This is a genomic window from Algibacter sp. 2305UL17-15 (assembly GCF_040720935.1).
In the GTDB taxonomy this organism is placed as follows: Bacteria; Bacteroidota; Bacteroidia; order Flavobacteriales; family Flavobacteriaceae; genus Jejuia.
This window is the reverse complement of record NZ_JBFDAE010000004.1, coordinates 277,668-301,299: the sequence shown is the minus strand read 5'-3', so window position 1 is coordinate 301,299 and position 23,632 is coordinate 277,668. Positions and strand designations below refer to the sequence as shown.

The following is a 23,632-nucleotide window of genomic DNA, read 5'->3' as shown; positions in this document are numbered from 1 at the left end:
AATTTAGAATTTAGAATTTAGAATTTAGAATTTAGAATTTAGAATTTAGAATTTAGAATTTAGAATTTAGAATTTAGAATTTAGAATTTAGAAAGTTGAAAAAATAATTTGGGAAATAAAAAAAATCCAGTAGAAAGTCAACACTTGATTATATTCGCATAATTGAACATTAAACGTACAATCCCGAAGCGTCGGGACAAAGAACAGGAGAACAAAGTTCGACGCGGAGTTTTCAAATCGGTTTTCATTCCAATTTTTTTCGGTATATAAAATCCCTCGGTTTGGACTTGATTTCCTGCCTGCGGCAAGCAAGTTTGGTTCGTTTCGCATCAAGGCAAAATGAACATATAAATAGAAATTTTCATTTCGAATGAAATGAGAAATTAAAAAGTAAAATATCTCGGTTAAACCTCATCAAAAGAAGACAAAAAATCTATAATTAATTCAAATTACGCCTCAAAATAAAAAACCGCTTCAACAAATCCCCGGCTTCTTCCGCCATCACACCACCTTCAATTTTTGTCTTAGGATGCAATTTCGTTTTTAAATGAATACAACCACGCTCTATATCCCGTGCACCATAAACAATTCTAGAAATCTGACTCCAATACAAAGCCCCAGCACACATTTGGCAAGGTTCTAAGGTAACGTATAAGGTACAATCCTTTAGATATTTACCACCCAAAAAATTAGCAGCAGCGGTAATGGCTTGCATTTCGGCATGCGCGGTAACATCGGTCAAAGTTTCGGTTAAATTATGCCCACGTGCAATAATCCGGTTGTCAACAACAATTACCGCACCCACAGGAATCTCTCCTTTTTCAAAAGCATATTCAGCTTCCTGAACCGCTTTTTTCATAAAATAAGTATCGTCAAAAGGTTCTATCATGATAGCAAAAATACAATTTCAATCTTGTACATTTGCTATGTGCATAAAAACCTTTTAAATACAGTCAACTCGCCCAAAGAACTCCGTCTTTTAAAGCAAGACGACTTACCTCAACTCGCACAAGAATTGCGCGAGTTCATCATCACTATAGTTGCCACAAAAGAAGGGCATTTAGGCGCAAGTTTGGGCGTTGTAGAATTAACCATTGCACTACATTACGTTTTTAATACGCCAAAAGAACCATTAATTTGGGACGTTGGCCATCAAGCTTACGGACATAAAATACTAACAGGCAGAAAAGATAATTTTCACACCAACAGGCAATTGGGCGGTATAAGCGGTTTCCCAAAACGAAGTGAAAGTGAATTTGATGCGTTTGGTGTTGGGCATTCCTCAACATCCATTTCCGCAGCATTGGGAATGGCGATTGCTTCTCAATTAAAAGGCGAAGACAAACACCACATTGCAGTTATTGGAGATGCCTCCATAGCAAGCGGGATGGCTTTTGAAGGGCTAAACCACGCAGGTGTTACCGATGCAAATCTATTAGTGGTTTTAAATGATAATGCTATTGGAATCGACCCGAGTGTTGGCGCATTAAAACAGTATTTAACCAACGTTAAAAAAGGCACGCAAAAGCGCAATAATATTATTGAAGCCTTAAATTTTGATTATTCCGGACCAATTGACGGGCATGATATTGATAAAATCATTTCAGAATTAGAACGTTTAAAAACTGTAAAAGGCCCGAAGCTATTGCACATCATAACCACTAAAGGCAAGGGCTTAAAACAAGCAGAAGCAGACCAAGTAAAATATCACGCTCCGGGAAAATTTAATGCAAAAACTGGAGATTTGGCTGCTACATCTTCTAAGTTGCAACCCCCCAAGTATCAAGACGTATTTGGACACACCATTGTTGAACTCGCCAAAAAAAATAAAAACATTGTGGGCATTACGCCTGCAATGCCTACTGGAAGTTCTCTAAAATGTATGATGACTGAAATTCCAGAGCGCGCCTTTGATGTTGGCATTGCCGAACAACACGCCGTTACATTAGCCGCAGGAATGACAACACAAGGTTTAGTGCCGTTTTGCAATATCTACTCTACGTTTTTACAGCGTGCTTACGACCAAATAATTCACGATGTGGCGTTACAAAAACTACCTGTTATTTTTTGTTTGGATCGTGCTGGGTTGGTGGGAGAAGATGGCGCGACGCATCACGGGGTTTTTGATTTGTCTTATCTAAGATGCATCCCAAATCTTATTATTTTTGCACCGCGAAATGAGGTTGAATTGCGCAACATCATGTACACAGCCCAATTAGGTTTAGATGTACCGATAGCAATTCGCTATCCAAGAGGTAGAGGTGTTGTTTTAGATTGGAAACAACCATTTTCTAAACTAGATATTGGGAAAGCAGTTCAGCTTAAAAAAGGTAAACATCTTGCAATTTTAAGCATTGGTGCTATTGCAAAAAATGTTTCGGAAGCTATTATTGATTTAAATGTTTCACATTATGATATGCGTTTTGTAAAGCCTCTGGACGAACAATTACTGCATACTATTTTTAAAACCTACGAAACAATTGTAACTGTTGAAGATAATAGCATAAAAGGTGGTTTTGGATCTGCTGTTTTAGAGTTTGCTTCGGAACATGATTATAAGAATACCATTAAAATTTTAGGGATTCCAGATGATTTTGTGGAACATGGGAGTGTGGATGAATTGCAGAAGTTGGTTGGGTTGGGTACTGAGGGTTTGAAGAAGGTTTTAACAACCTTTTATGAAAAACCTTCTTGATTTTTTCGAATTTGGAGTTACCTAACTAAATTAAAGAATGTAAATAATTAGCGGAGTCAACTAATCCATTATGTCTTAAATTATCTAAAACTTCAAACTCATCCAAATCTGGGTTTCTTCTATTCAAAACTAATTTTCTAAATGCCTCTATTGCTTTATCATGGTTTAAATCTATTATATCCGCAATAAAATCATCAGCAGATTTAGCAACTCATCCAAAGGACGCCAAATAGTTTTCTGGGAAGTCTTTTAAATTATTCGTTACAATAACATTTGCATTCGTTTTTATTGCAGCTGCCAATACATGACAGTCTTTTTCATCAGGTAAAGTCAAACCATCAATCAAGGGCTCATAATTAATAACAAGTGCATCGGGAAAAGCTAAATTAGCAAAATTTGTCCTTTTCTCAATTTCTCCTTTAGCTACTCCTTTTCTTACCATTACATCTTCCCATTCATCAAAAATATGATGACTCCATTTAGGAGTAAATAAATCATAATGAGCAAACCAAAATAATAAATCTCTAATTTCAACTGGATAAATAATGTTTGTATCCAGAACACAAGTAAATCGTACACTATGAATCATATAATCCTAATTCTTCGTCAGACTTCATCATATCGATAAGAAACTGTTCCTGCTTCAATTTCATTTCTTTCTTATAATCCATTACATCCTGAAATTTAACACGACGATGTCTGCCAACCATAGTATATGGAATCTGTCCTTTCTCAAGTAATTTAACAAAATGAGGCCTTGAACAGCCTAATAATTCTGCTGCTGCTTGAGTAGTCATTTCTGTGGCAATAGGAACTACAGAAATAGGTTTTCCTTGACTTGTTGCCTTTAATATTTTTGCTAATAATTTAAGGGCTTTTAAAGGGATCTTTATTTTTTCTGAAGTTTCCTCAATTTCAATTTCAGGATTTTCAGAGTGTAACCCCTCCAAAGTAGCAGCAAGAGCATTATAAGATTCCATAGCTGCAATCTGCTCTTTCTTTGAAGGTTTTTTTATGTCGTTAAAGTATTCCATAATTGATTCTATTTTTATTCGTCATACAAATATAATCGAAATAAACGAAACGATATTGTATCGAAATGTTATTTTTTTTATCATCTAATGAACCAATGCAAATACCCTATAAAATTAATTACTCAAAAAAATAATCTTAAATACGTTTAAACGAAACTCTAAAATTTATTCACTCCTTTCTAGATAAAAGAAGATTTATAGAATAAAACTACCTTTACAAACAAGCGCGTTAGAAATTAAAGACATGTTTGATCCCGATGATAACTGGGAGAAAAGTGAAAGTCCGACCCTCATTTCGGGGTAACCTACCTACCAGTAGTCAGGCACCCAAATTATTGTATTAAAAATTATGTCTTTTTAAGTTACAGATTACTTCGTTTCACTCACAATGACGCAATAATTTACAATTATAGTGCTAAAACGTAACCCCCTCTATCTTCTTAAAATTCTGAATAGCCTTACTATCAGACAACAAAGACACATAATGACAAACAGCAAGCAAACGCTGGTACAAATCTTCATCCTTAAAATTGATGGTTTCCGGTAAACGTTTTAATATGAGTTTGTCGTAGTTTGAAGCCGTTCCATCAAACGTGTTATTTACGGCGGCAGTATAAACCCCCAATAATTTATTGATGATTTGGTAGCCAGCGATTTCTTTATCTACCACTTCTTCAGATTGATAGATGTTTTCAATACTTATCTTGATGATGTCTTTTATTTGGGCATCGTACTTACTTTTATCTAATAGCGCACAATCGAAATTATCGTTTAGGATAGCTTCTTCGTGTTTCATAAAAATGTCCACAGCATCGTTGATTAAAGCACCAATGGCGAGTGCGCGCAGGTAACCAATGCGGTCTTCTTTATTGGAAAGCGCATAATAATTCTCGGGAATAATGTTCTCCCTGATGACTTTTGAAAGGTATTCCAGAGCAAATTCTTCTTGAATAAGACCGAGATTGATACCATCTTCAAAATCGATAATGGTGTAACAAATATCATCGGCAGCTTCAACGAGATACGCTAAAGGGTGGCGGGAATAGTTGATATCTTCCTCGCTGCGTTTATGCAGGCCTAGTTCCTTGGCAACATCAATAAAAGCTTCTTTTTCGGTTTGGAAAAAGCCATATTTTTTGTCGGCTATATGCTTTGTCGGTTTTTTAGGTAATGATTCTTTTGGGTATTTGGTAAATGCACCAAGGGTTGCGTAGCTTAAGCGTAATCCGCCTTTGCGTCCTGCCCTGCTTTGGGTTAATATTTTAAAGCCGTTTGCGTTTCCTTCGAAATCACAAAGGTCTTGGTATTGTTTAGCTGATAATTCGGTTTTATATTTTTTGCCTTCGCCTGATTTAAAAAATTCACCAATGGATTTTTCGCCTGAGTGCCCAAAAGGCGGATTTCCAATATCGTGCGCTAAAGCTGCCGTGGCGACAATTGCTCCAAAATCGTTAGCTTGATAGCCATGTACACTTTGCAAATGCGGATGTTTTTCTAAAACTTTCTTTCCAACTATGCGCCCCAGAGAACGCCCAACGACGCTTACTTCCAAACTATGCGTTAAGCGCGTGTGCACAAAATCGGTTTTTGATAACGGGATAACTTGTGTTTTATCTTGGAGGCTCCTAAATTCCGAAGAAAAAATAATACGATCGTAATCTACATCAAAACCCAATCGGGTTTCATCTTGTTCTTTTCTAAGTCTTTTATTAGTGTCGCCAAAGCGTTTTAAGGAGAGTAGTTGTTCCCAGTTCATTGTGTGAAATAAAGAGTTTATTAAATCAAATTTTCTAAAAAAACATTTAACAGTTGTCAAACCGAGCGCAGTCGAAGTTTCAAGGTTATGGCATCTAAAATATTTCGACTGCGTTCAATATGACATTTAAATTAAAGCATCAGGTTTTAGACAGTCCCAATCCATTTCTATTAGGCTGAGGCAAGATAATTGTTTTCATTAAAAAATTGGTAACAAAATCTGTTAACATTACGGTAACATTTTAATCATTATTGGTTAATATTTTGGTAACATTCTTAAAATATGTATTGTCTTTCTTTGTGGCGTTAAAACAAGTGAATGCTTATGAAATATTTTCTATTAACCTTATGCCTTTGTACTGCAATGTTAACATCTGCTCAGAATGCTGGTACTATCAATGGAAAAATTACTGATGCAGAAGAAGGAAACACCCCTTTATTGTTTGCAAAAGTGACCGTTAAAGAAACTGGAAAGACTATTGCTACCGATGAAAACGGTGTTTTTAAAATTGAAAACATTGAAAACGGAACTTACACTTTAGTTTGTAGTTTTACGGGATATGAAACTCAAGAAATTAAAACCGACGTGATTTCTGGCAAATTAAACAACATCAATCTATCTCTTGTAGCTGGCACATTATCTCTAGACGATTTGGCATTGGCTTTTACAAGTTCAGCATCTAAAGACGAAACGATTAAGAACAACTAGTTCTAGAATTACAATACACTTACAGAAAAGGAGCTTTTACAAAATGTAAAAGCTCCTTTTCTGTTTTTATGGTATTTGCGTAAACCATCACCATAAATTTCATTTAATCTAATGTTAACTAACTGTAAATAATCATCAAAAAAAGCGTGTTTTAGGTAATGTTTAGCTAACACTTTTATTACAGTTCTTTAACTTAAGGATAACGCAATCTTTACAAAACGTTAGTTTCTTTGCACCGATAAATTCAAATATATAATGAGACATTTTATACTATTATTATTACTCTTTACATCAGTTGTGTTTAATGCGCAAACTGGCTCTGTTAAAGGAAAACTGACGGACAAAGAATATAATAATGAACCTTTAGCGTTTGCTAACGTATTAATTAAAAATACTACAAAAGGAACCACAACAGACTTTGATGGTCTATACGAACTTACTAATTTAGATGCAGGCAACCACACCTTAGTATTTAGTTTTGTTGGATACGAAACTCAAGAAATTAAGATTACTATTGTTCCTGGAAAAACAACTGAACTTAATGTAATAATGAATGCAAGTGCTGCATCTCTTGATGAAGTAGTTATTACAACAACCACTAAAAGAGAAAGCGTTACCGCTTTATTACTGGAACAAAAGAAAGCTGTTGAAATAAAAACAGCCATTGGCGCACAAGAACTCGATAAAAAAGCAGTTTCTGATGCTGCTGCTGCAACATTAAAGGTAACAGGTGTAAACAAACAAGAGGGTTCAAGTAAAATATATGTAAGAGGCCTGGGAGATAGATATAACATTACCACGCTTAACGGCTTGCCTTTACCTTCTAACGATCCTAGAAATAAAAATATCGATTTATCGCTTTTTAGTTCAGACATTATAGAAAGTGTTGGTATCGGGAAAGCCTTTTCTTCTTATATGTCATCGGATGTTTCTGGGGCAAGCATTGATGTGGTTAGTAGAGAAATGACTCAAAAATCTTTGTTTAAAATAGGAATTTCTACCGGAGCCAATACACAAACAACTTTCAAGGATTTTGAAGAAATAGATGGTGCCAACTGGCTTGGAGTTAACTCCAACACCAAACATAATATAAGAGATTTATCCATATACAGTTTTGATAATAGCTACAGCCCCAATTCAGGTAAAGCAAACCCTAATTTAGGTCTATCACTTAATTATGGTAAAAAAATTACTTTATCAGATGAAAGCAATATCAGCGTTTTTCTAGTTGGGTCTTTCAGTAATAAATACACTTTCCAAGACGGAAAATCTGATGCAATTGTTGATATTAATGATAACGGCGACTTAAACGTAGGATCTATATTCGACACTAAAACATATAATTACGAAGCTTCTAAAATGGTAATGGGTAATGTTGTTTATAAAATGAATAACAACCATAAATTAAGTTTCAACCATTTATTTGTGCATTCAAACTCACAAAATATACAGGATTTTGTTGGAACAACCAATGATATAGGTAGAGATGCTGATGACAATAGATTGGTAAATGTATTATTACAAACAGAAATTCAAAACAGACTTTTTGTAAACCAATTAATGTCTACCAACAAATTTGGTGAATCTATTGATATTAACGCAGCTGTAAGTTACAACACTATCTATAATGATGAACCAGACAGAAGAAAAAACACATTCATCATTAATAATGATACTAATACTACTAGAATTTCGCAGAGTGCGGTAAGAGACAATAGCAGGTTTTACGGCAACTTGTTTGAAAACAACATAGCTGGAAACTTAAATATCGTGAAATATTTAGGGGAACGTTTTGAGAATACTGGTAAAATTACTTTAGGATATAACGGCAGTATTACAGATAGAAAATTTGATGGTATTTATTTTGACCACAACTTTACAAACCCAAGAGCTACTTTTGTGGATGTTAACAACTTAGATGCAACATTCAACCAAAATAATCTTAATAATGGTGTTTTTGGCATTGAAACTTCAAGAGGTAGAAATAGTGACGATGCAGAAACATACCTTCCTCAGTTATATGATGCAGAAAAAACGATACATGCTGCCTACATAGATGCGGTCTATAATTTTAATGATAAATTAACTGCCAATGTTGGTATTAGAGCCGAAGACATTAAAATGGATGTAGCATGGAACACTAACATTAGTTTCCCAGGTTTTTCTAACGATAGCAAAATAGCTTTAGACAAACAATACATATTACCTACTTTAAATTTAAAATACCAACTTAACGAAAAAGTTAACTTGAGAGCGTCTGGTAGTGTAACTTACACCTATCCGCAGTTTAAAGAAATAGCACCTTTTACTTATGAGGGCATTAACTTTCAAGAAAGTGGAAACCCAGCATTAGAAGCATCTGATAATTATAACGGCGAGCTAAAATTTGAACTGTTCCCTAATAAAAGTGAGTTAATTTCTATAGGTGTGTTCGGTAAATTAATCCAGAATTCAATAAACCGATTAGAAAGAAATTCGGCTGTTGAAAGAGACTTTACTTTTGACAACTCTGGTGATGCTACTGTTTTTGGTGCTGAATTAGAAGGCAGATTAGATATCTTGTCAATAACATCTGATGATGAGGAAACATCTCAAAACCTTACACTTGGTGGGAATGTGACATTAATGGAAACGAAGCTTAAATACGATACTTCAAATACATTATTTAATTACACGGGTGATAGCTCAGAATTGGAAGGTGCATCGCCATTTACAGTAAATGCAGATGTTTCATATAGATTTAAAATTAATGACAAAGAAACCATTTCAACATTGGTATTTAATTACCAAAGTGATAAAGTTTACAGTATTGGTACAAACTTTCAAGAAAATATTATTGAAAAAGGTGTGCCTTTATTAGATTTTGTTTTCAGCCATAAATTCAATAAAAACTTAGGTGTAAAATTTAATGCTAAAAACTTACTGAATCCAAGTTTTGACAGATACAGGGACGTTCCAGAAAAACTTACCATGAACTCTTATAAAAGGGGCACTTCAATATCGGCAGGCATAAGTTATAGTTTATAAAATAACTATCAACTTTTCTTTAAAAGCCATCCAATAGCGACATCTATTGGATGGCTTTTAGTTTAGCGTAATTTTAAAAATTAGCCCACTTAAACATAAGTTAACATTAGCCAAATTTCTTAACCTTATACTAATATTACCGTAAAACTTAATTCAAACAGGAGGAGTTAATTTGCACATATAATTAAAAATCAAAAAAACAAAAATGAAAACATTCAAAAAATTATTATTAGTTGTAACTCTAGTTTCAATTGTCGCTTGTTCATCTGATGATGATAATAGAACTATCGATCCAGGTAAAGGTGGTGGGCCAATTACTGGTAGTGAATTAAAAGGCGATGTATCTTCAGATGCTACATTACTAGCTTCAGTAGAATATACGTTAACAGGATCGTTTACTGTAAAAGATGGTGCTACTTTAACTATAGAACCCGGCACAGTAATTAAGGCGAAAAGCGGGAGAACAGATGTTTTTTTAGCAGTAGAAAGAGGTGCTAAATTAATTGCAAAAGGAACCGCTGCAAATCCTATTAAATTCACATCAGATGCTAGCTCACCAAAAGCAGGAGATTGGGGAGGTATTGTAATTGCTGGAAAAGCAAGAAGCAACAAAGGAACCGATGTACAATCGGAAGTTGCTGGTTTACTTTATGGAGGTACAGATGATACTGATAATTCTGGTGAACTAAGCTACATCATTGCTGAATATACTGGCGCAAAAATTAACGGTGAGCAAGAATTTAACGGTATCTCTTTCTTTGGTGTTGGTAGTAGTACCGTAGTCAATAATATTGTTGTTAGCGACGGTAACGATGACGGTGTTGAGTTTTTTGGAGGTAGTGTTAATGTGACTAATGTATATTGTGCAAATATTGCAGATGACATGTTTGACTGGACTGGCGGTTATACTGGAACAATTACCAACGCTTTTGGAGTAAGAAATGATGGTTTTGATGCTGCGACAGACGATCCAAGAGGAATTGAGGGTGACAGCAACAGCTCTGACGCTACTGCTTTGCCAATATCTACACCTACATTAAAAAATGTTACCATATTAAACCTCAACCCAGATATTGCTCTTAAAGCTGGAGCTGAAATAAGAAGAGGTACTCAAGCCATAATTAGTAACATTTTATTTGCTGCTTACGGAAACGCCAGTTTTGGAAATAGAATTGACACAAAAGATGACAAAGGAAACGGCATATTAACTATTTCAAACGCTTCATCACAAGGAAATGTTGGAGACGATAAAGTTGGTGGAGCTATAACAGGAACAGTAGCTGTTATTACTGATGGAATTACAGTTCCTTCTAATAATACTGTTACTACAAAAGCCGGAGTTGGTGCCGATTTATCTGCATTCGATTGGGCCAACCAGAGTTTTGTGGTTACGAAATTAAACTAAAATATTACTCCGTGTATTGAGAAATTACACAAACACATTATTACAGGTTATTGGTAAAATAATCTAAAAAAAGCATCCTAAATAGGATGCTTTTTTAATCTTCACACTTTGTTATAAAACTATAACGCAGCGACATTATTTTCATAATTGACTTCTTTTTTAACGCCGTCAATCCAATAAATCCATTTGCCGACTTTTTTTCCATTATCATAATTTGCAGAAACTGTTTTCTTGCCTTCTGTGTCAAAACTTAACCAAACACCTTGTAATTTACCATCTGCTGTGTAAGAACCCGTTTGGCTTACAACACCATTGTCATGATAATAAACAACATCAATTAAATTCGTGTCTTTATTAAATTTTAATTCTCTTTCTTTTTGTCCAAAAGAGACCACAGTAATTAAAAAGGCAAAAACAAATAATAACTTCTTCATAATTATGGGGGGTTTTAACATTATACCACAAAGATAAATAATAGATAACATTTACGCAACACCTACTTAACATTTACATAACATTAAAATTTTAATTTACTGATAATCAAATACTTAAGAATAAATATTTTTTAAAGATTTAACATTGGAGAATTAATAATTACTTAATATAGAGGTTACATTAAGATGACCTTAAACCACGATATTTGTCACGTCTTAAGACAGAAAATTAGTATTTCATATAATATATTAGTTTTTGTCGACTACATTATCATGATTTCTAATGAGACTGCCTTTGGCCGAGGCAGTCTTTTTTTTTATAATTATTTAACGATTTAGAAACATTGGGTTAAGATTAATATTGGTTCTTTGCACCCGACAAAAACTAATATTAAAATGAATATTAAAGCAGCCCTATTTGGGGTAATTCTTCTTGCAATCACTTCCTTAAACGCTCAAGAGGTTCAATCAGGAAAATTCGGCAAAGGTCTTTTCAGAGTCGTTGGTAAAGACAGTTCTTGGACCATGAAAGTTGGCTTAAGAGCACAATTATTAGCAACTTCTATCTGGGAAGAAGGAGAAAGCAACCAAACCAGTTTTTTGGTACGACGCTCTCGCTTAAAATTTGACGGGTATGCATATAGTCCAAAATTAAAATACAAAATTGAGTTAGGTTTATCAAACAGGGATCAATCTGGTGCTTCTGCATTTACAAGTAACGCGCCTAGATATATTTTAGATGCGGTTTTAATGTGGAACTTTCATGGGAATTTCGTGCTTTGGTTCGGGCAAACAAAATTGCCTGGAAATAGGGAACGTGTTATTTCTTCAGCTAATTTACAGCAAGTAGATCGTTCATTATTAAATCGTCGTTTTAATATAGATCGTGATTTTGGGTTTCAATTAAGACACAAATCAAAACTATCTGATAAGTTTATTATCAAGGAAATATTCTCTTTAGCACAAGGTGAAGGACGGAATATTACCACAGGGAACTTAGGCGGCTATCAATATACTGGTAGAATTGAGTTATTTCCTTTTGGAGATTTCATTGGAAAAGGAGATTATAAAGGTGGCGATTTAAAACGTGAAAAAACACCCAAATTATCATTAGCTTTTAATTACGACCATAACAACAATGCAGTAAAAACGAGAAGTAATCAAGGGTCTTACATGGCAATTGATAATGGTACTGGCTTTTTTGAAACCAATATCAACACGCTTTTTATAGACGCCATGTTTAAATACCAAGGATTTTCCCTTATGGCGGAATATGCCGAGAGAACTGCAGATGACCCATTAGCAAAAAACTCAGACGGAACGCTTACAGGCGCCGAAGTACAAGTTGGTAATGGTTTAAATCTACAAGCTGGATATTTATTAAAAAGCAACTGGGAAATATCCGGGCGCTATACTGACATCAACTTAAACCAAAATATTACTGGTAAAAACCCTGAATCACAATACACTTTAGGGCTGTCTAAGTATATTTCGGGTCATAGTTTAAAAGTACAAACTGACATTAGCCATTTAGAAGTTAAAGGTGGCAACAATCAATTAATGTATCGTTTCCAAGTAGATATACACTTTTAAATCATAACATTCACATAACACACTATCCGTTTATAATCATGATATTTGCAAACTTCTTTTAATTAAAAAAATTATGGATAATATATACTTATTTATGTTAATTGCAATTACTGTATTAGCGGTTGCTGATATTGTAGTTGGCGTAAGTAATGATGCGATTAATTTCTTAAATTCTGCAATTGGCTCTAAAGCCATTTCTTTAAGAACAATAATGATTGTTGCTAGTTTAGGTATTTTTATTGGAGCCGTATTTTCTAGTGGTATGATGGAAGTTGCTCGTAAAGGCATCTTTATTCCTGCTCAATTTGAATTTGGTGAGATCATGCTGATTTTTATGGCAGTAATGATTACCGACATTTTACTCCTTGATTTTTTCAACACCTTAGGGCTACCAACATCCACAACAGTTTCTATTGTATTTAATTTATTGGGAGCAGCTGTTGTTATGTCGTTAATAAAAATTAATGCACAGGACAGTACAGAAACTTTAGCAGACATAGGAAAGTATATAAACACAGAAACAGCGTTAACAATTATTAGCGGAATTCTCATGTCCGTTTTTATAGCCTTTACAGTCGGAGCTATTGTACAATGGTTTTCACGTTTAATTTTCACTTTTAATTATGAAAAAAAGATTAAGAATTTTGGTGTTCTTTTTGGAGGTCTAGCCTTAACAGCCATTACTTATTTTATTTTTTTAAAGGGATTAAAAGGGACGCCTTATTATAAAGAATTAAAAAGTTTACTTGAAGGTAATGAACTTTATATCATTCTAGGCAGTTTTGTTTTCTGGGCATCATTTTCATTTATATTCGAAAAATTAACTAAGAAAACAGTTTTACTTGTCGTTATTGCTGTAGGCACATTTGGGCTAGCATTAGCTTTTTCTGGAAACGATTTGGTAAATTTTATTGGTGTGCCAATGGCAGCTTATCATTCTTATGAAGCATGGATAGCGGGTGGCATGGATACAACAATGTCTATGGCTGTTTTAGAGAAAAAAGTACCTGCCGAGCCTCTATTATTATTTATAGCTGGTTCTATTATGGTAATTACGTTATGGCTTTCAAAAAAGGCAAAAACAGTTGCAGAAACAGAATTAAGTTTATCTCGCCAAGGTGATACACACGAAAAATTTGAGCCCAATGCACTATCTAGGGCGGTTGTAAAAAGCACTACTTCTTTGTCCACTTATTTTGGAGCCATCATTCCAAAATCAATTCAAGAAAAAATAGATAAAAGTTTCGAAAAGCCAAATACTGCTGCTTTAACCAAAGACCAAAGTATTCATGCGCCTTCTTTTGATTTGATAAGAGCCTCTGTAAACCTTATGATTGCTGGTGTATTAATAGCCATTGCAACCTCTATGAAATTGCCATTATCAACAACCTATGTAACGTTTATGGTTGCCATGGGTACATCTTTAGCAGACCGTGCCTGGGGAAGAGAAAGTGCTGTTTACAGAGTTGCAGGTGTTTTAAATGTTATTGCTGGCTGGTTCGGAACAGCACTTGGAGCGTTTATGGCCGCTGGTATTGTAGTATTTTTAATAAATTGGAATCCAACAGTAATGACTCCAATTTTATTATTACTTACTGCTTTCTTATTATATAGAAACTATAAATCACATAAAAATAGTTCAACAAAAATTATAGAAGAAGATAGTTTAACAGAAACTGGAAGTCGTTCTGTACAAGGAGTTATACTAGAAAGTGCTAATAATATTTCTAACGTTGTAAAGCGTGGAAATAAAATTTATTCTAATGCGGTAAACGGTTTAGCTAAACAAGATTTATCGTTATTAAAAAAGAATAAAAAACAAGTTGACAAACTATCTATGGAAGTTGATAGTTTACGTGATAACATCTTCTATTTCATTAAAAACCTAGATGAAACAAGCTTGCGCGCAAGTAGTTTTTATATTAATGTTTTAGGGTATTTACAAGATATGACACAATCTTTAGAATACATTTCCAAAGTAAGTCATAAGCATGTCAACAACAACCATAAGAAGCTGAAATTTAACCAGATAAAAGAATTAAAAGAAATAGATCTGGCGTTAGAACAGCTATTTAATGACACAAGAAATGCTTTTGAAGCTGGGAATTTTGAAGGTATAGGCAACATATTGGACAGAAAAGGTGACATATTTAAACTTGTATCTGAAAAAATCCAAAAACAGGTTGAGCGTACACGAAGTGATGAATCAAGTCCTAAAAACACAACCCTTTATTTTGGGCTACTGTTAGAAACTAAAGATTTATTAACCGCTACTATGAATCTTTTAGAAGAGTATTATCATTCGCATGATAGTTCTGTGGAACCAGCTAAAATTGTAGAGCCTGCAACAATTATAGCTCCAGAAGAAAAAGAAATTTTGTAATACCAATTTGGTATAATTCAAAAAAGCACAGAAAATATATATTTTCTGTGCTTTTTTGTTTCCTATAAAAATCAAAAGATAAACTTAGAACTCTTTCTTACCAAATTCACTATCAATAAACTTAGATTTATTTTTGCCCTGCTTAAAGGTATAAGAGAGATTGAGCAACACCATATCTACTTCATATATATAATTCGTGGTTGTAAAAAATTCGTTGGCCCTAAAGGTTGTAATACGTTGTTCGTTTGTATTCAACATTCCTAAATCTATATTTTGCCATTGTAACGTTGCCGTAAGCCTATCCTTTAAAAATGATTTCTGGAACGTTAGGTTTGGCGAATAGAATCGAGAATCTTCGCCTTGTGCCGTATTTCTATCAGACAAATAATTGAATGTAAATTGCAAAGATGCATTGTCCCAAAAACGCCACGTTGAATTCAAATTAATGGAATATACTGTGGCATCAGTATTTATGCTTCTGTTATCAAAACTACCATCAATACTATAATTATAAATATTTGCACCAATAAAATTTGTCCATTTTTTTGTTGCTTTTATTTGCGTACCAACTTCAAGACCAATGGCTTTGGCATTGCCAACATTAGAGTAAATTCTGTTTAAAATAGTGTCATTATAAATGGTGTTTACACGATTTACAACATTATCTACATGTCTAAAATATCCTGTTGCAAAAATGGAATTTCCGCCTTTTAAATCTTTAGTAATCCCCAATTCAACTAAATCTATAAACTCAGGTCTTAAGTTTTTATCACCTTGCTCTAAGGTTTCAGAATGTTCGCGTTCAGCAAACGGGTTCATTTTAAATGTTGAATTGCGTTCCACACGTTTACTATAGGCTGCCTTAATTTTGGTTTTATCATTTATAGCATATTGAACGGAGGCTGAAGGGTACAGTTTTACGAAATCGTACAAAAGGGTTTCATCAACAGTATTGGTTTTGTCTTTTAATCTAAATTTCCGATCCATAACCTCTAACCTAGAACCTGCAGCATATTCCCATTTTCCCTTTTTACCTGAAAGCTGTACATATCCAGAATGAATGGTACGTTCTAAGTCAACCTCACTAGAAAACTCAGGAACCAATTGAAAATCATCATTAAAATCGGTGCGTCTTTCATAAACAAAATCCCCTGTATGCGATAAATCGCGGTATTGGTAACCCGTTTCTAAAGTTCCAAAATCGAAAGGCTTCAATTTATAATCCAATTGAAAACGCACACCGTGTAACGGATTATCATTGGTATTATATTCATCTTGATACAAAATCGATCTGTCTGGTTCTCCTAAATTCTGGTTTACCGTTGGCCCTCCCAATAAGGTATATTCATAAAGAAAAGACGCCGATAATTCTGAAGCATTCGTAAAGCTATGCGTCCAGTCCAAACTTCCCAAAACAAAATCGCCTTTACGCTCTCTTAAGTTGTGATTGTAATATTGAAATGTATAATCTCTATTATTACTATTTGCTGGTGTTACCGAATGATTATCATAGTAAACAATATCCGCCAAACGTGCTTTACTACGCTTTCCTGCGAAAAACCCAAATGAATAGGTGTCTGATGTGCTTGGTGTAAAATCTACAGTAAACCGCCCGCTGTAATTGGTTTCATCAAAGCTGCGCTCTCCAGTAGATGGGAATTGGGTTTTTGTATCATTTATAATTGTAAAAACATCGCCTTCTCGTCTGCCTCCCAAATCATTTCTTTGGTAATTAGCCCCTAAAGAAATATTCCATTTATCTGTTCTAACGTTGTAAGTTGCATCAATACCATGGCGTTTATGGGATACATCGTTGCCATAAGTTTCAAAAGAAGGCAACCCTCCTTTGATGTTAACTTGACCAAAAGCCCCATTTGCAGCACCTTTTTTAGTGATGATATTGATAATTCCTGCTTTCCCTTCGGGATCATATTTTGCAGACGGTGCAGTTATAACCTCAACGCGTTCTATCGCATTTGCTGGCAGTTGAGACATGAGATTACTTGCATCGCCCTGAATTGGCTTTCCGTTTAACAATGCTACAAAACCCTTACTTCCTCGCACACTAATTTCGCCTTGACTATCAATACTTACCGAGGGTAAATTCCGTATCACATCTACCCCTGATCCTCCTTGGGCATTTTTAAATTTTGAAGCTTCAAAAACCTGACGGTCAATTTTATTGACCACTGTATTACGTTCTGCATTTACAACCACTTCATTAAGTTGCGTTCCCAAAATAAGTTGGATAGTACCTAAATCAATTGTTTCGTTATTTTTAGTAATAACTATAGTATCAATGCGTTTTATTTCATATCCCAAAAAAGAGGCTTCTAAGTAATAAGTTCCCTTTTTTACGTCGTCCATTTTAAAAACGCCTGTTTCATCTGAAACTACTCCAGCTATCAATGTCCCATCCTGTTGTTTGTATAAGGCAGCAGTTGCATATTCCAATGGTGCGTTTTGGTCATCAACTATTTTTCCTTGTATTTGAGCAAAGACTTGATAAACATTTAAGACACAGCAAATGAATACAAATGCATATTTAATTTTTTGAGACATGTTCTATTATATTTTTGCGAGTGTAACTATTGCATGCAAATCTAAGAAAACAAAGTTTGCTCTTTTTTATAAATAGAATAATTATATGTGTTTAAAAATCAAGAAAAAAAACGCGGCTATTATTCCTGAAAATGATTGATTATTTAACCTTCAAAGTCAGGCTGCTTCTACTTTTTACCATTTTCATCAAGCAAGGAATCATACTTACCGTATAATAATTCGGCAACGTCAATCAATTTTTTAATCATATCGTTTACATTGGTGTAATCGTTGAATAACGATGATGCCATTTCTGCAGTAATTAAGTTTTTTCTAATTAATTTATCTATCGAAGTGTTAGTCTGTCTAATATTGGCTTTTGCCTCACTTTTTAGTGCTTTTAATTTGAGTGCATATTTTTCAGAATCATCTTCTGTTCTAAACAAATGAATTGCCCTTAAGACCTTTGTGGCTTTTTTTCGATAGCTATCATATTCTTTTTTCAAATACTCATTATCTGAATTTAACACCAACGTTATATTTTTGTTTAATTCTCTGGCATCTTTAATTATTTCAACCATTTTTCTGTTGGCGATCTTAATTGAAGTAATGGTTTTAATTTGCTTACTATTTAAGCTTAAAGTGCTTTGAGCTATAGAGCTGTATCTGATAATTTCCCCATAGATGGTTTTAACTTTAGAATAATATAGATCCTCAACATTCGTATTAAAATCATCTGTCGATTTCTTTATAATGGCTTTCAGCTTTTCGTCAGATTTAACATCTCTCTTATGGATATTTAGGGAATGGGAAACTATTTCAAAAACACTTTTCTTAAACAAGTAATGAGATTCTTTAAGCAAAGCTGAAATTACGGCACTGGGAAACTTTAAAACAGCCTCATTCAGATACTTTGGTTCATGAATATCTTTGTCCTTTTCCTTAAAGAAACGCAACAACAAACGCTCTAAAGCTTTAATAAAAGGGATCATTAGAACAACACCCAATACATTGAATATGGTATGAAACAGCGCTAACTTTAAGGTATAATTTGTAGCTGCTATTTGCAGGATTTCCGATAAATTATTTACCAATCTAGCTAATGGAAATATGAAAACCATGGTAACCAATCCCGTTATGATATTAAAAACAAAGTGTCCCGCTGCCAATCTTTTCCCTGCACTATTTGAGCCTAAAGCCCCTAAAACTGCGGTTATGGTGGTGCCAATATTAGCTCCGATGGCAAGTGCCAAAGCATTTTCATATTCAATTTGTCCCGCAGCCAAAGCAGTTAAAATCAATGCTAGTGTTGCGCTACTTGATTGTAATACCGTTGTAATAACAATCCCTAAACCTGTATATATTAACACCCCTAAATATCCAGAAACTGCGTATTGTGATAAATCAATATAGTCTTTAAAAACATCGAATCCTTCCTTCATAAAATGTATGCCAAGAAAGAAAAAGCCCAATCCTGCCAACACATTTCCAATACCCTTAAAAGCTACTTTTTTTTGAAATGAAAAAATGATTCCGAAAACCAACATGGGCATTGCGAGAGCCGATATTTTAATCTTAAGTCCAAACCCTGCTACCAACCAAGCGGTGGCTGTAGTTCCGATATTGGCACCAAAAATCAATCCCAAACCGCCAGCTAACGAGATTAAACCGGCACTTATAAAAGATATGGTAATTACCGAAACAAGAGAACTAGATTGAATCAAAGCCGTTACAAAAGCACCTGCCGTAATACTTTTATAAAGCTTATCCGTGGCATTTTTTAAGATATTTTGTAATGGTCCCTTGGTAAAAACCTTAAAACCCTCTTCCAACATAATCATCCCAAAAAGCAAAATTGCAACTCCAGCAGAAATTGTTTTAAAATTCGGGTTTAGGTACAATAAAACACCTAAAGCGACTAATAGCATAAAGAAAAAGGATTTTCTAATCATAGACCTTCATTTATAGCGAATGACGAACAATACTACAAGATAAGCTATTTGAAAATATAAAAATGATTAAAAATTTATACAAAGAAAGTTTTACAACATCCATATTGAGATTAATCACGTACATACTACAAACCTAAAGATTAAATATTATGAAGAAAATTTCTGTTTTGCTAGTAATAGCTATTGTTACCTTCTCATGTGTATCAAAGAAAAAATATTTGGCACTAGAACATGAAAATGGCGAAATTAAAAGTGAATTACAAAAAACAAGAGTTGCTAAGGAAGATTTAGAAGCTAAATTTGACAAAATTCAGACTAGAGTAGCAGCTTACAATTCTAAAATAGCATCCCTCAAACAAGAAAACGATTCTAAACTGGAAGTTGTTGAAAATGTTGCAGTAATGTCTAACAACACGAAGACAAAAATGCGTGAAACACTTAAAAATGTTGATGCTACCAAATTAAGTAAAGCTAAAACGCTTAAGGATTCCATGAATTTAGCGGTGGCTTACAATCTTCAAAAAACAATTAATGAAAGTAATATGAATGAAGACGATGATTTCGCTGTAAATATCAACGAAACTGTAGTTATGATTTCTATTGCAGATAATATGTTGTTTAATAGCGGAAGTTACAGATTAAGTTCTAAAGCAGATACTGTTTTAAAGAAATTAGCTGATGTTATCAACTCTGAACCTAGCTTAGATGTTATGGTTGAAGGCCATACAGACGCTAGAACTATCAATACTGAATTTATTGCAGATAACTGGGATTTAAGTGTGATGAGAGCAACTTCTGTAGTTCGTAAACTTCAGGAAAAATATAATGTTGCTCCTGAGAAATTAATTGCAGCTGGTAGAAGTAGTTACCAACCTGTTGCTGAAAATGACTCTAGAGATAACAGAGCGAAAAACAGACGTACAAGAATTATTATTCTTCCGAATATTGACAAGTTTTTTGCGTTAATGGCTGAAAATGATGGGGCTGTTGCTGAAAACACGATATTAGATTAAGTTATTTTTAAATTAAAATATATTAGAAGAGCATTCCTGAAAAGGAATGCTCTTTTGTGTTGCGTATAAGTTACAAACTTTGCAGAGCGTGGATTTTTACTTTACCACGAAGTCGGAGACTTCGCAGAGCGGAGACTTGGTAGAGCGATGCTTATGTAGTAAGTTAAAAAAAGAATACTAATTGATTAGCAAAAATTCTTAAACTCTAGTTCTGTTTAATATTTTTGTGAAACTTAAAAATTGAATACTATGATTTCAGCTAACGCATACTTTGACGGCAACGTTAAATCTTTAGGATACACAAGTAAAACAGGACAATCAACTTTGGGTGTTATGAATGCCGGCACTTATGAATTTGGCACTTCTCAACATGAAACTATGACTGTTATAGAAGGCGAAATGACCGTAAAGTTGCCAGGGAGTTCTGAATGGGTTACCTATAAATCAGGACAGGCTTACCAAATTGAAGCCAAGGAAAAATTTCAAGTGAAAGTTTCTGGACAGACGTCTTATTTATGTCAGTACAAATAAATAGTAATAACGGAAGCAGACTAATAAGCTATTAACAAAAAAAAGCATCCCCAATCGGGATGCTTTTCCATATGTTATATTAAACATCATAAACCACTAGATATCTTGAGCAACTCCTATCTGTTCCAATTCATCTTGAGACTTTTTCTTAGCTTCAAACTTTTCTATATCAACTACATAAGTCTTAGAAATGGTATCATGCCAGCCCCTACCTTCAGCACCTAAAAAAGAAAACGGCTCAAAAGGAATCATCCTAGAAAAACTTCGTTTAAGATAATCGTTAGCAGACGGTGCTGAGCCATCTTCTAAAACAACTTTAGTTTTTGTAATATACTTTCCTATGCTTCTGCCTTTAGTTAAAAATTCTATCGCAAAATAAAATAGCGAGAAAATTACGGCTGTTATTATTCTATCGAGAAACGCATTGGTATTTTCCATGTCACTTAAAAAACTATCAACACTTGACGTATCTTCCGCAAATGAATAGAACAAGAACACAAATCCAATAATAATACCCCAAAATACAAGTAAAATAATTATAAAATCTACTATGTAATGCGCAAATCGATTACCCTTAGTTGCGTATAAATCTGGAGTTACGGTAAACGTATTTGTCATAATTTTCAATTGAATATATGTAGCTAATATATTAATAAATAAGAAAAGCACCCCAACCGGGATGCTTTTCGTTTAAATTTGGGGTTCCCTCTTTCGAGGGAACTCACCCAATAACTATGTAATTAGTCACATTAAATGCCGTTATCCTTCACAACTAGCACATTCTTTCTTTTGCTTAAATTTCTGTGCTGCATTCATACTGTGCTGGTAATACAATGATTTAACACCTAGTTTCCATGCGTTAACATAAATTTTATTGATGTCTTTAACCGGCATATCTGGATGTACCATAATGTTTAAAGATTGACCTTGATCTATATGATATTGTCTATTTGCTGCCTGATAAATAATTGTCATTTGATCAATTTCAGAATAGGTTTTAAACACATCCTTTTCATGATCTGTTAGACCTTCTAAATGTTGCACAGAGCCATCATAATCACGAATGCTCCTCCAAATTTCTGGTGTATTCATTCCTTTCTCTTCTAAAAGCTCCAATAAATAAGGATTTTTAATCGTGGTTTTTATTTTCGCAATATCCTTTACATAACTGTTAGACCAAATTGGTTCAATACCTTGAGATACTTGTCCTAAAATAAAAGCTGAGGACGTTGTTGGTGCTACTGCGTTTAACGTTGTGTTACGTCTTCCGTAGCCTTTTAATACTTCTGGCTCACCAAATAACTTTGCCAATTCAACAGATGCTTTTTGTGATTTATCTTGAATTGTTTTAAATATTTCACTATTCAAGTTAAAAGCTTCCTGACTGTCAAAACCTAGCATTTTAGATTGCAATAACGAGTGCCATCCTAAAGCGCCCATTCCTAAAGCTCTATTTTCTTTTGCAAAATTATAGGCCTTTTCCATAAACAAAAAAGTTTGTCTATCGTCACGATCTAAAGAATCCCTGTAAACTTCTAATTTGGTAATAAACTCTTCTAGAACTGCATCTAAAAAGTACACCATGGTTTCAACCGCATCAGTATCTTTCCATTTATCGTAATGCAATAAATTTATTGAAGACAGAACGCATACAAAAGACCATTTCTCGTTTGTAGGCAACATGATTTCAGAACACAAATTACTTGCGTAAATTTCATGGTTTTTATCTTTATATACGTCTGGAGCGGTATTATTGGCATTATCCCTAAAGAATATATAAGGATATCCTATTTCGCCTCTACGTTGTAACACTTTTGCCCAAATGGCTCTTTTATCAGCATCACCAGCAATCATGTCTTCCATCCAGTCGTTACCAACAGTAACCCCATGTGTTAACTCTTGTATTGGATTTCCCTCTGTTCCAATTTCTAAAAACTCGTGAATATCATTATGCTCGATTGGTAAATAAGGCGAAAAACGACCTCGTCTCACAGAACCCTGACTTACAACATCTACCATTTTCTCAAACAACTGCATGATATGAACAGCACCAGAAGATTTTCCGTTGTTTTTTACTGGCGCACCTCTATGGCGCAATTTACCAAAGTAACCAGAAGTACCGCCTCCTAATTTAGACATCATGCCTACTTCCGATTGTGTATAAAGGATATCTCCCATATCATCAGAAATATGCGACCCAAAACAACTAATTGGCAAACCTCGTTTTTTACCAAAATTAGACCATACTGGAGATGCTAATGAGTAATAGCCCTCAGCCATATACCCATAAAACTTATCGGCAAAACCATCGATTTTTAAAATAGATTCTGCATTTTCTGCAATTTCTCTAATACGTTCTTCAGGATTGGTACCTTCAGTCAGATAACCAGATGCTAAAAACTGTCGGCTGTGGTCCGTTAACCATTTTATTTCTGGTTGTGCACTTGTCTTAGCTTCTTTTATCGCCTCTTTTCTGGCTTTTAATAATTCATCGCGATTAGAGGTTGTTGTTGTTTCTAAATTTACTTTTGGGTCAATTTCTAAATTCGTGTTGTTCATG

General features: G+C 34.2%; 17 protein-coding genes. 8 read left to right on the top strand and 9 right to left on the bottom strand.

The genetic code is table 11. The features are described from left to right. Window positions 1–439: 439 nt before the first annotated feature. Complete coding sequence (locus ABXQ82_RS06535) at window positions 440–889, bottom strand: nucleoside deaminase (RefSeq protein WP_367056660.1); 450 nt, start codon at window positions 887–889, stop codon at window positions 440–442. A 39-nt stretch (window positions 890–928) separates the two neighbouring features. Here ABXQ82_RS06535 and dxs point away from each other — a divergent pair, with 39 nt between their 5' ends. Beyond that, window positions 929–2,695, top strand: a complete 1,767-nt coding sequence (dxs, locus tag ABXQ82_RS06530; protein ID WP_367056657.1) for a 1-deoxy-D-xylulose-5-phosphate synthase — start codon at window positions 929–931, stop codon at window positions 2,693–2,695. Window positions 2,696–2,906: 211 nt separating this feature from the next. Here the strand turns inward: dxs and ABXQ82_RS06525 are convergent, their stop codons facing one another. The 3 genes from ABXQ82_RS06525 to dgt form a co-directional block, all read right to left on the bottom strand. After that, complete coding sequence (locus tag ABXQ82_RS06525; protein WP_367056654.1) at window positions 2,907–3,284, bottom strand: PIN domain-containing protein; 378 nt, start codon at window positions 3,282–3,284, stop codon at window positions 2,907–2,909. Then, window positions 3,274–3,729, bottom strand: a complete 456-nt coding sequence (locus ABXQ82_RS06520) for a helix-turn-helix domain-containing protein (RefSeq protein WP_367056651.1) — start codon at window positions 3,727–3,729, stop codon at window positions 3,274–3,276. The genes ABXQ82_RS06525 and ABXQ82_RS06520 overlap by 11 nt, the downstream gene beginning before the upstream one ends. A gap of 415 nt (window positions 3,730–4,144) precedes the next feature. Then, a complete protein-coding gene (dgt, locus tag ABXQ82_RS06515) occupies window positions 4,145–5,485 on the bottom strand; it encodes a dGTP triphosphohydrolase (RefSeq protein WP_367056648.1) in 1,341 nt (446 codons plus the stop codon). Window positions 5,486–5,809: 324 nt separating this feature from the next. Between dgt and ABXQ82_RS06510 the strand changes: the two genes are divergently transcribed. From ABXQ82_RS06510 to ABXQ82_RS06500, 3 genes are all read left to right on the top strand, one after another. Beyond that, a complete protein-coding gene (locus tag ABXQ82_RS06510) occupies window positions 5,810–6,193 on the top strand; it encodes a carboxypeptidase-like regulatory domain-containing protein (protein ID WP_367056645.1) in 384 nt (127 codons plus the stop codon). Window positions 6,194–6,448: 255 nt separating this feature from the next. Further along, window positions 6,449–9,220, top strand: coding sequence for a TonB-dependent receptor (locus tag ABXQ82_RS06505; RefSeq protein WP_367056642.1), 2,772 nt, complete (start codon window positions 6,449–6,451; stop codon window positions 9,218–9,220). A gap of 205 nt (window positions 9,221–9,425) precedes the next feature. Next, window positions 9,426–10,625 (top strand): hypothetical protein, encoded by a 1,200-nt coding sequence (locus ABXQ82_RS06500; protein WP_367056639.1) that lies wholly within the window; start codon window positions 9,426–9,428, stop codon window positions 10,623–10,625. Window positions 10,626–10,744: 119 nt separating this feature from the next. On the opposite strand, the gene ABXQ82_RS06495 is transcribed toward ABXQ82_RS06500, so the two are convergent. Continuing rightward, a complete protein-coding gene (locus ABXQ82_RS06495) occupies window positions 10,745–11,059 on the bottom strand; it encodes a nicotinic acid mononucleotide adenyltransferase (RefSeq protein ID WP_367056636.1) in 315 nt (104 codons plus the stop codon). A 396-nt stretch (window positions 11,060–11,455) separates the two neighbouring features. On the opposite strand from ABXQ82_RS06495, the gene ABXQ82_RS06490 reads away from it, so the two are divergent. Both ABXQ82_RS06490 and ABXQ82_RS06485 read left to right on the top strand, forming a co-directional pair. Next, window positions 11,456–12,652, top strand: a complete 1,197-nt coding sequence (locus ABXQ82_RS06490; protein ID WP_367056633.1) for a porin — start codon at window positions 11,456–11,458, stop codon at window positions 12,650–12,652. A gap of 73 nt (window positions 12,653–12,725) precedes the next feature. After that, a complete protein-coding gene (locus ABXQ82_RS06485) occupies window positions 12,726–15,035 on the top strand; it encodes an inorganic phosphate transporter (protein ID WP_367056630.1) in 2,310 nt (769 codons plus the stop codon). 84 nt (window positions 15,036–15,119) lie between these two features. Here ABXQ82_RS06485 and ABXQ82_RS06480 read toward each other — a convergent pair whose 3' ends face one another. Together ABXQ82_RS06480 and ABXQ82_RS06475 are read right to left on the bottom strand one after the other, a co-directional pair. Further along, window positions 15,120–17,597: a TonB-dependent receptor gene (locus ABXQ82_RS06480; protein WP_367056627.1), complete on the bottom strand. Its 2,478-nt coding sequence runs from the start codon at window positions 17,595–17,597 to the stop codon at window positions 15,120–15,122. Window positions 17,598–17,764: 167 nt separating this feature from the next. Further along, the gene (locus tag ABXQ82_RS06475; RefSeq protein ID WP_367056624.1) at window positions 17,765–19,528 is read right to left on the bottom strand and encodes a Na/Pi symporter; all 1,764 of its coding nucleotides are present in this window, start codon (window positions 19,526–19,528) and stop codon (window positions 17,765–17,767) included. 149 nt (window positions 19,529–19,677) lie between these two features. On the opposite strand from ABXQ82_RS06475, the gene ABXQ82_RS06470 reads away from it, so the two are divergent. Both ABXQ82_RS06470 and ABXQ82_RS06465 read left to right on the top strand, forming a co-directional pair. Then, window positions 19,678–20,541, top strand: coding sequence for an OmpA family protein (locus ABXQ82_RS06470; RefSeq protein ID WP_367056621.1), 864 nt, complete (start codon window positions 19,678–19,680; stop codon window positions 20,539–20,541). A 249-nt stretch (window positions 20,542–20,790) separates the two neighbouring features. Beyond that, window positions 20,791–21,072, top strand: a complete 282-nt coding sequence (locus ABXQ82_RS06465) for a pyrimidine/purine nucleoside phosphorylase (RefSeq protein WP_367056618.1) — start codon at window positions 20,791–20,793, stop codon at window positions 21,070–21,072. 96 nt (window positions 21,073–21,168) lie between these two features. Here ABXQ82_RS06465 and ABXQ82_RS06460 read toward each other — a convergent pair whose 3' ends face one another. Together ABXQ82_RS06460 and ABXQ82_RS06455 are read right to left on the bottom strand one after the other, a co-directional pair. Next, window positions 21,169–21,690 carry an RDD family protein gene (locus ABXQ82_RS06460; protein ID WP_367056615.1) on the bottom strand — a complete coding sequence of 174 codons (522 nt, stop codon included), beginning with the start codon at window positions 21,688–21,690 and terminating at the stop codon, window positions 21,169–21,171. Window positions 21,691–21,831: 141 nt separating this feature from the next. Further along, complete coding sequence (locus tag ABXQ82_RS06455) at window positions 21,832–23,631, bottom strand: ribonucleoside-diphosphate reductase subunit alpha (RefSeq protein ID WP_367056612.1); 1,800 nt, start codon at window positions 23,629–23,631, stop codon at window positions 21,832–21,834. Between the last annotated feature and the right edge of the window lies 1 nt (window position 23,632).

Excerpts from the sequence above, each read along its gene's own strand:
- ABXQ82_RS06535 (WP_367056660.1), bottom strand. The coding sequence starts at position 889 with ATGATAGAACCTTTTGACGATACTTATTTTATGAAAAAAGCGGTTCAG.
- ABXQ82_RS06525 (WP_367056654.1), bottom strand. The coding sequence starts at position 3,284 with ATGATTCATAGTGTACGATTTACTTGTGTTCTGGATACAAACATTATT.
- ABXQ82_RS06520 (WP_367056651.1), bottom strand. The coding sequence starts at position 3,729 with ATGGAATACTTTAACGACATAAAAAAACCTTCAAAGAAAGAGCAGATT.
- dgt (WP_367056648.1), bottom strand. The coding sequence starts at position 5,485 with ATGAACTGGGAACAACTACTCTCCTTAAAACGCTTTGGCGACACTAAT.
- ABXQ82_RS06510 (WP_367056645.1), top strand. The coding sequence starts at position 5,810 with ATGAAATATTTTCTATTAACCTTATGCCTTTGTACTGCAATGTTAACA.
- ABXQ82_RS06505 (WP_367056642.1), top strand. The coding sequence starts at position 6,449 with ATGAGACATTTTATACTATTATTATTACTCTTTACATCAGTTGTGTTT.
- ABXQ82_RS06500 (WP_367056639.1), top strand. The coding sequence starts at position 9,426 with ATGAAAACATTCAAAAAATTATTATTAGTTGTAACTCTAGTTTCAATT.
- ABXQ82_RS06495 (WP_367056636.1), bottom strand. The coding sequence starts at position 11,059 with ATGAAGAAGTTATTATTTGTTTTTGCCTTTTTAATTACTGTGGTCTCT.
- ABXQ82_RS06490 (WP_367056633.1), top strand. The coding sequence starts at position 11,456 with ATGAATATTAAAGCAGCCCTATTTGGGGTAATTCTTCTTGCAATCACT.
- ABXQ82_RS06485 (WP_367056630.1), top strand. The coding sequence starts at position 12,726 with ATGGATAATATATACTTATTTATGTTAATTGCAATTACTGTATTAGCG.
- ABXQ82_RS06480 (WP_367056627.1), bottom strand. The coding sequence starts at position 17,597 with ATGTCTCAAAAAATTAAATATGCATTTGTATTCATTTGCTGTGTCTTA.
- ABXQ82_RS06475 (WP_367056624.1), bottom strand. The coding sequence starts at position 19,528 with ATGATTAGAAAATCCTTTTTCTTTATGCTATTAGTCGCTTTAGGTGTT.
- ABXQ82_RS06470 (WP_367056621.1), top strand. The coding sequence starts at position 19,678 with ATGAAGAAAATTTCTGTTTTGCTAGTAATAGCTATTGTTACCTTCTCA.
- ABXQ82_RS06465 (WP_367056618.1), top strand. The coding sequence starts at position 20,791 with ATGATTTCAGCTAACGCATACTTTGACGGCAACGTTAAATCTTTAGGA.
- ABXQ82_RS06460 (WP_367056615.1), bottom strand. The coding sequence starts at position 21,690 with ATGACAAATACGTTTACCGTAACTCCAGATTTATACGCAACTAAGGGT.
- ABXQ82_RS06455 (WP_367056612.1), bottom strand. The coding sequence starts at position 23,631 with ATGAACAACACGAATTTAGAAATTGACCCAAAAGTAAATTTAGAAACA.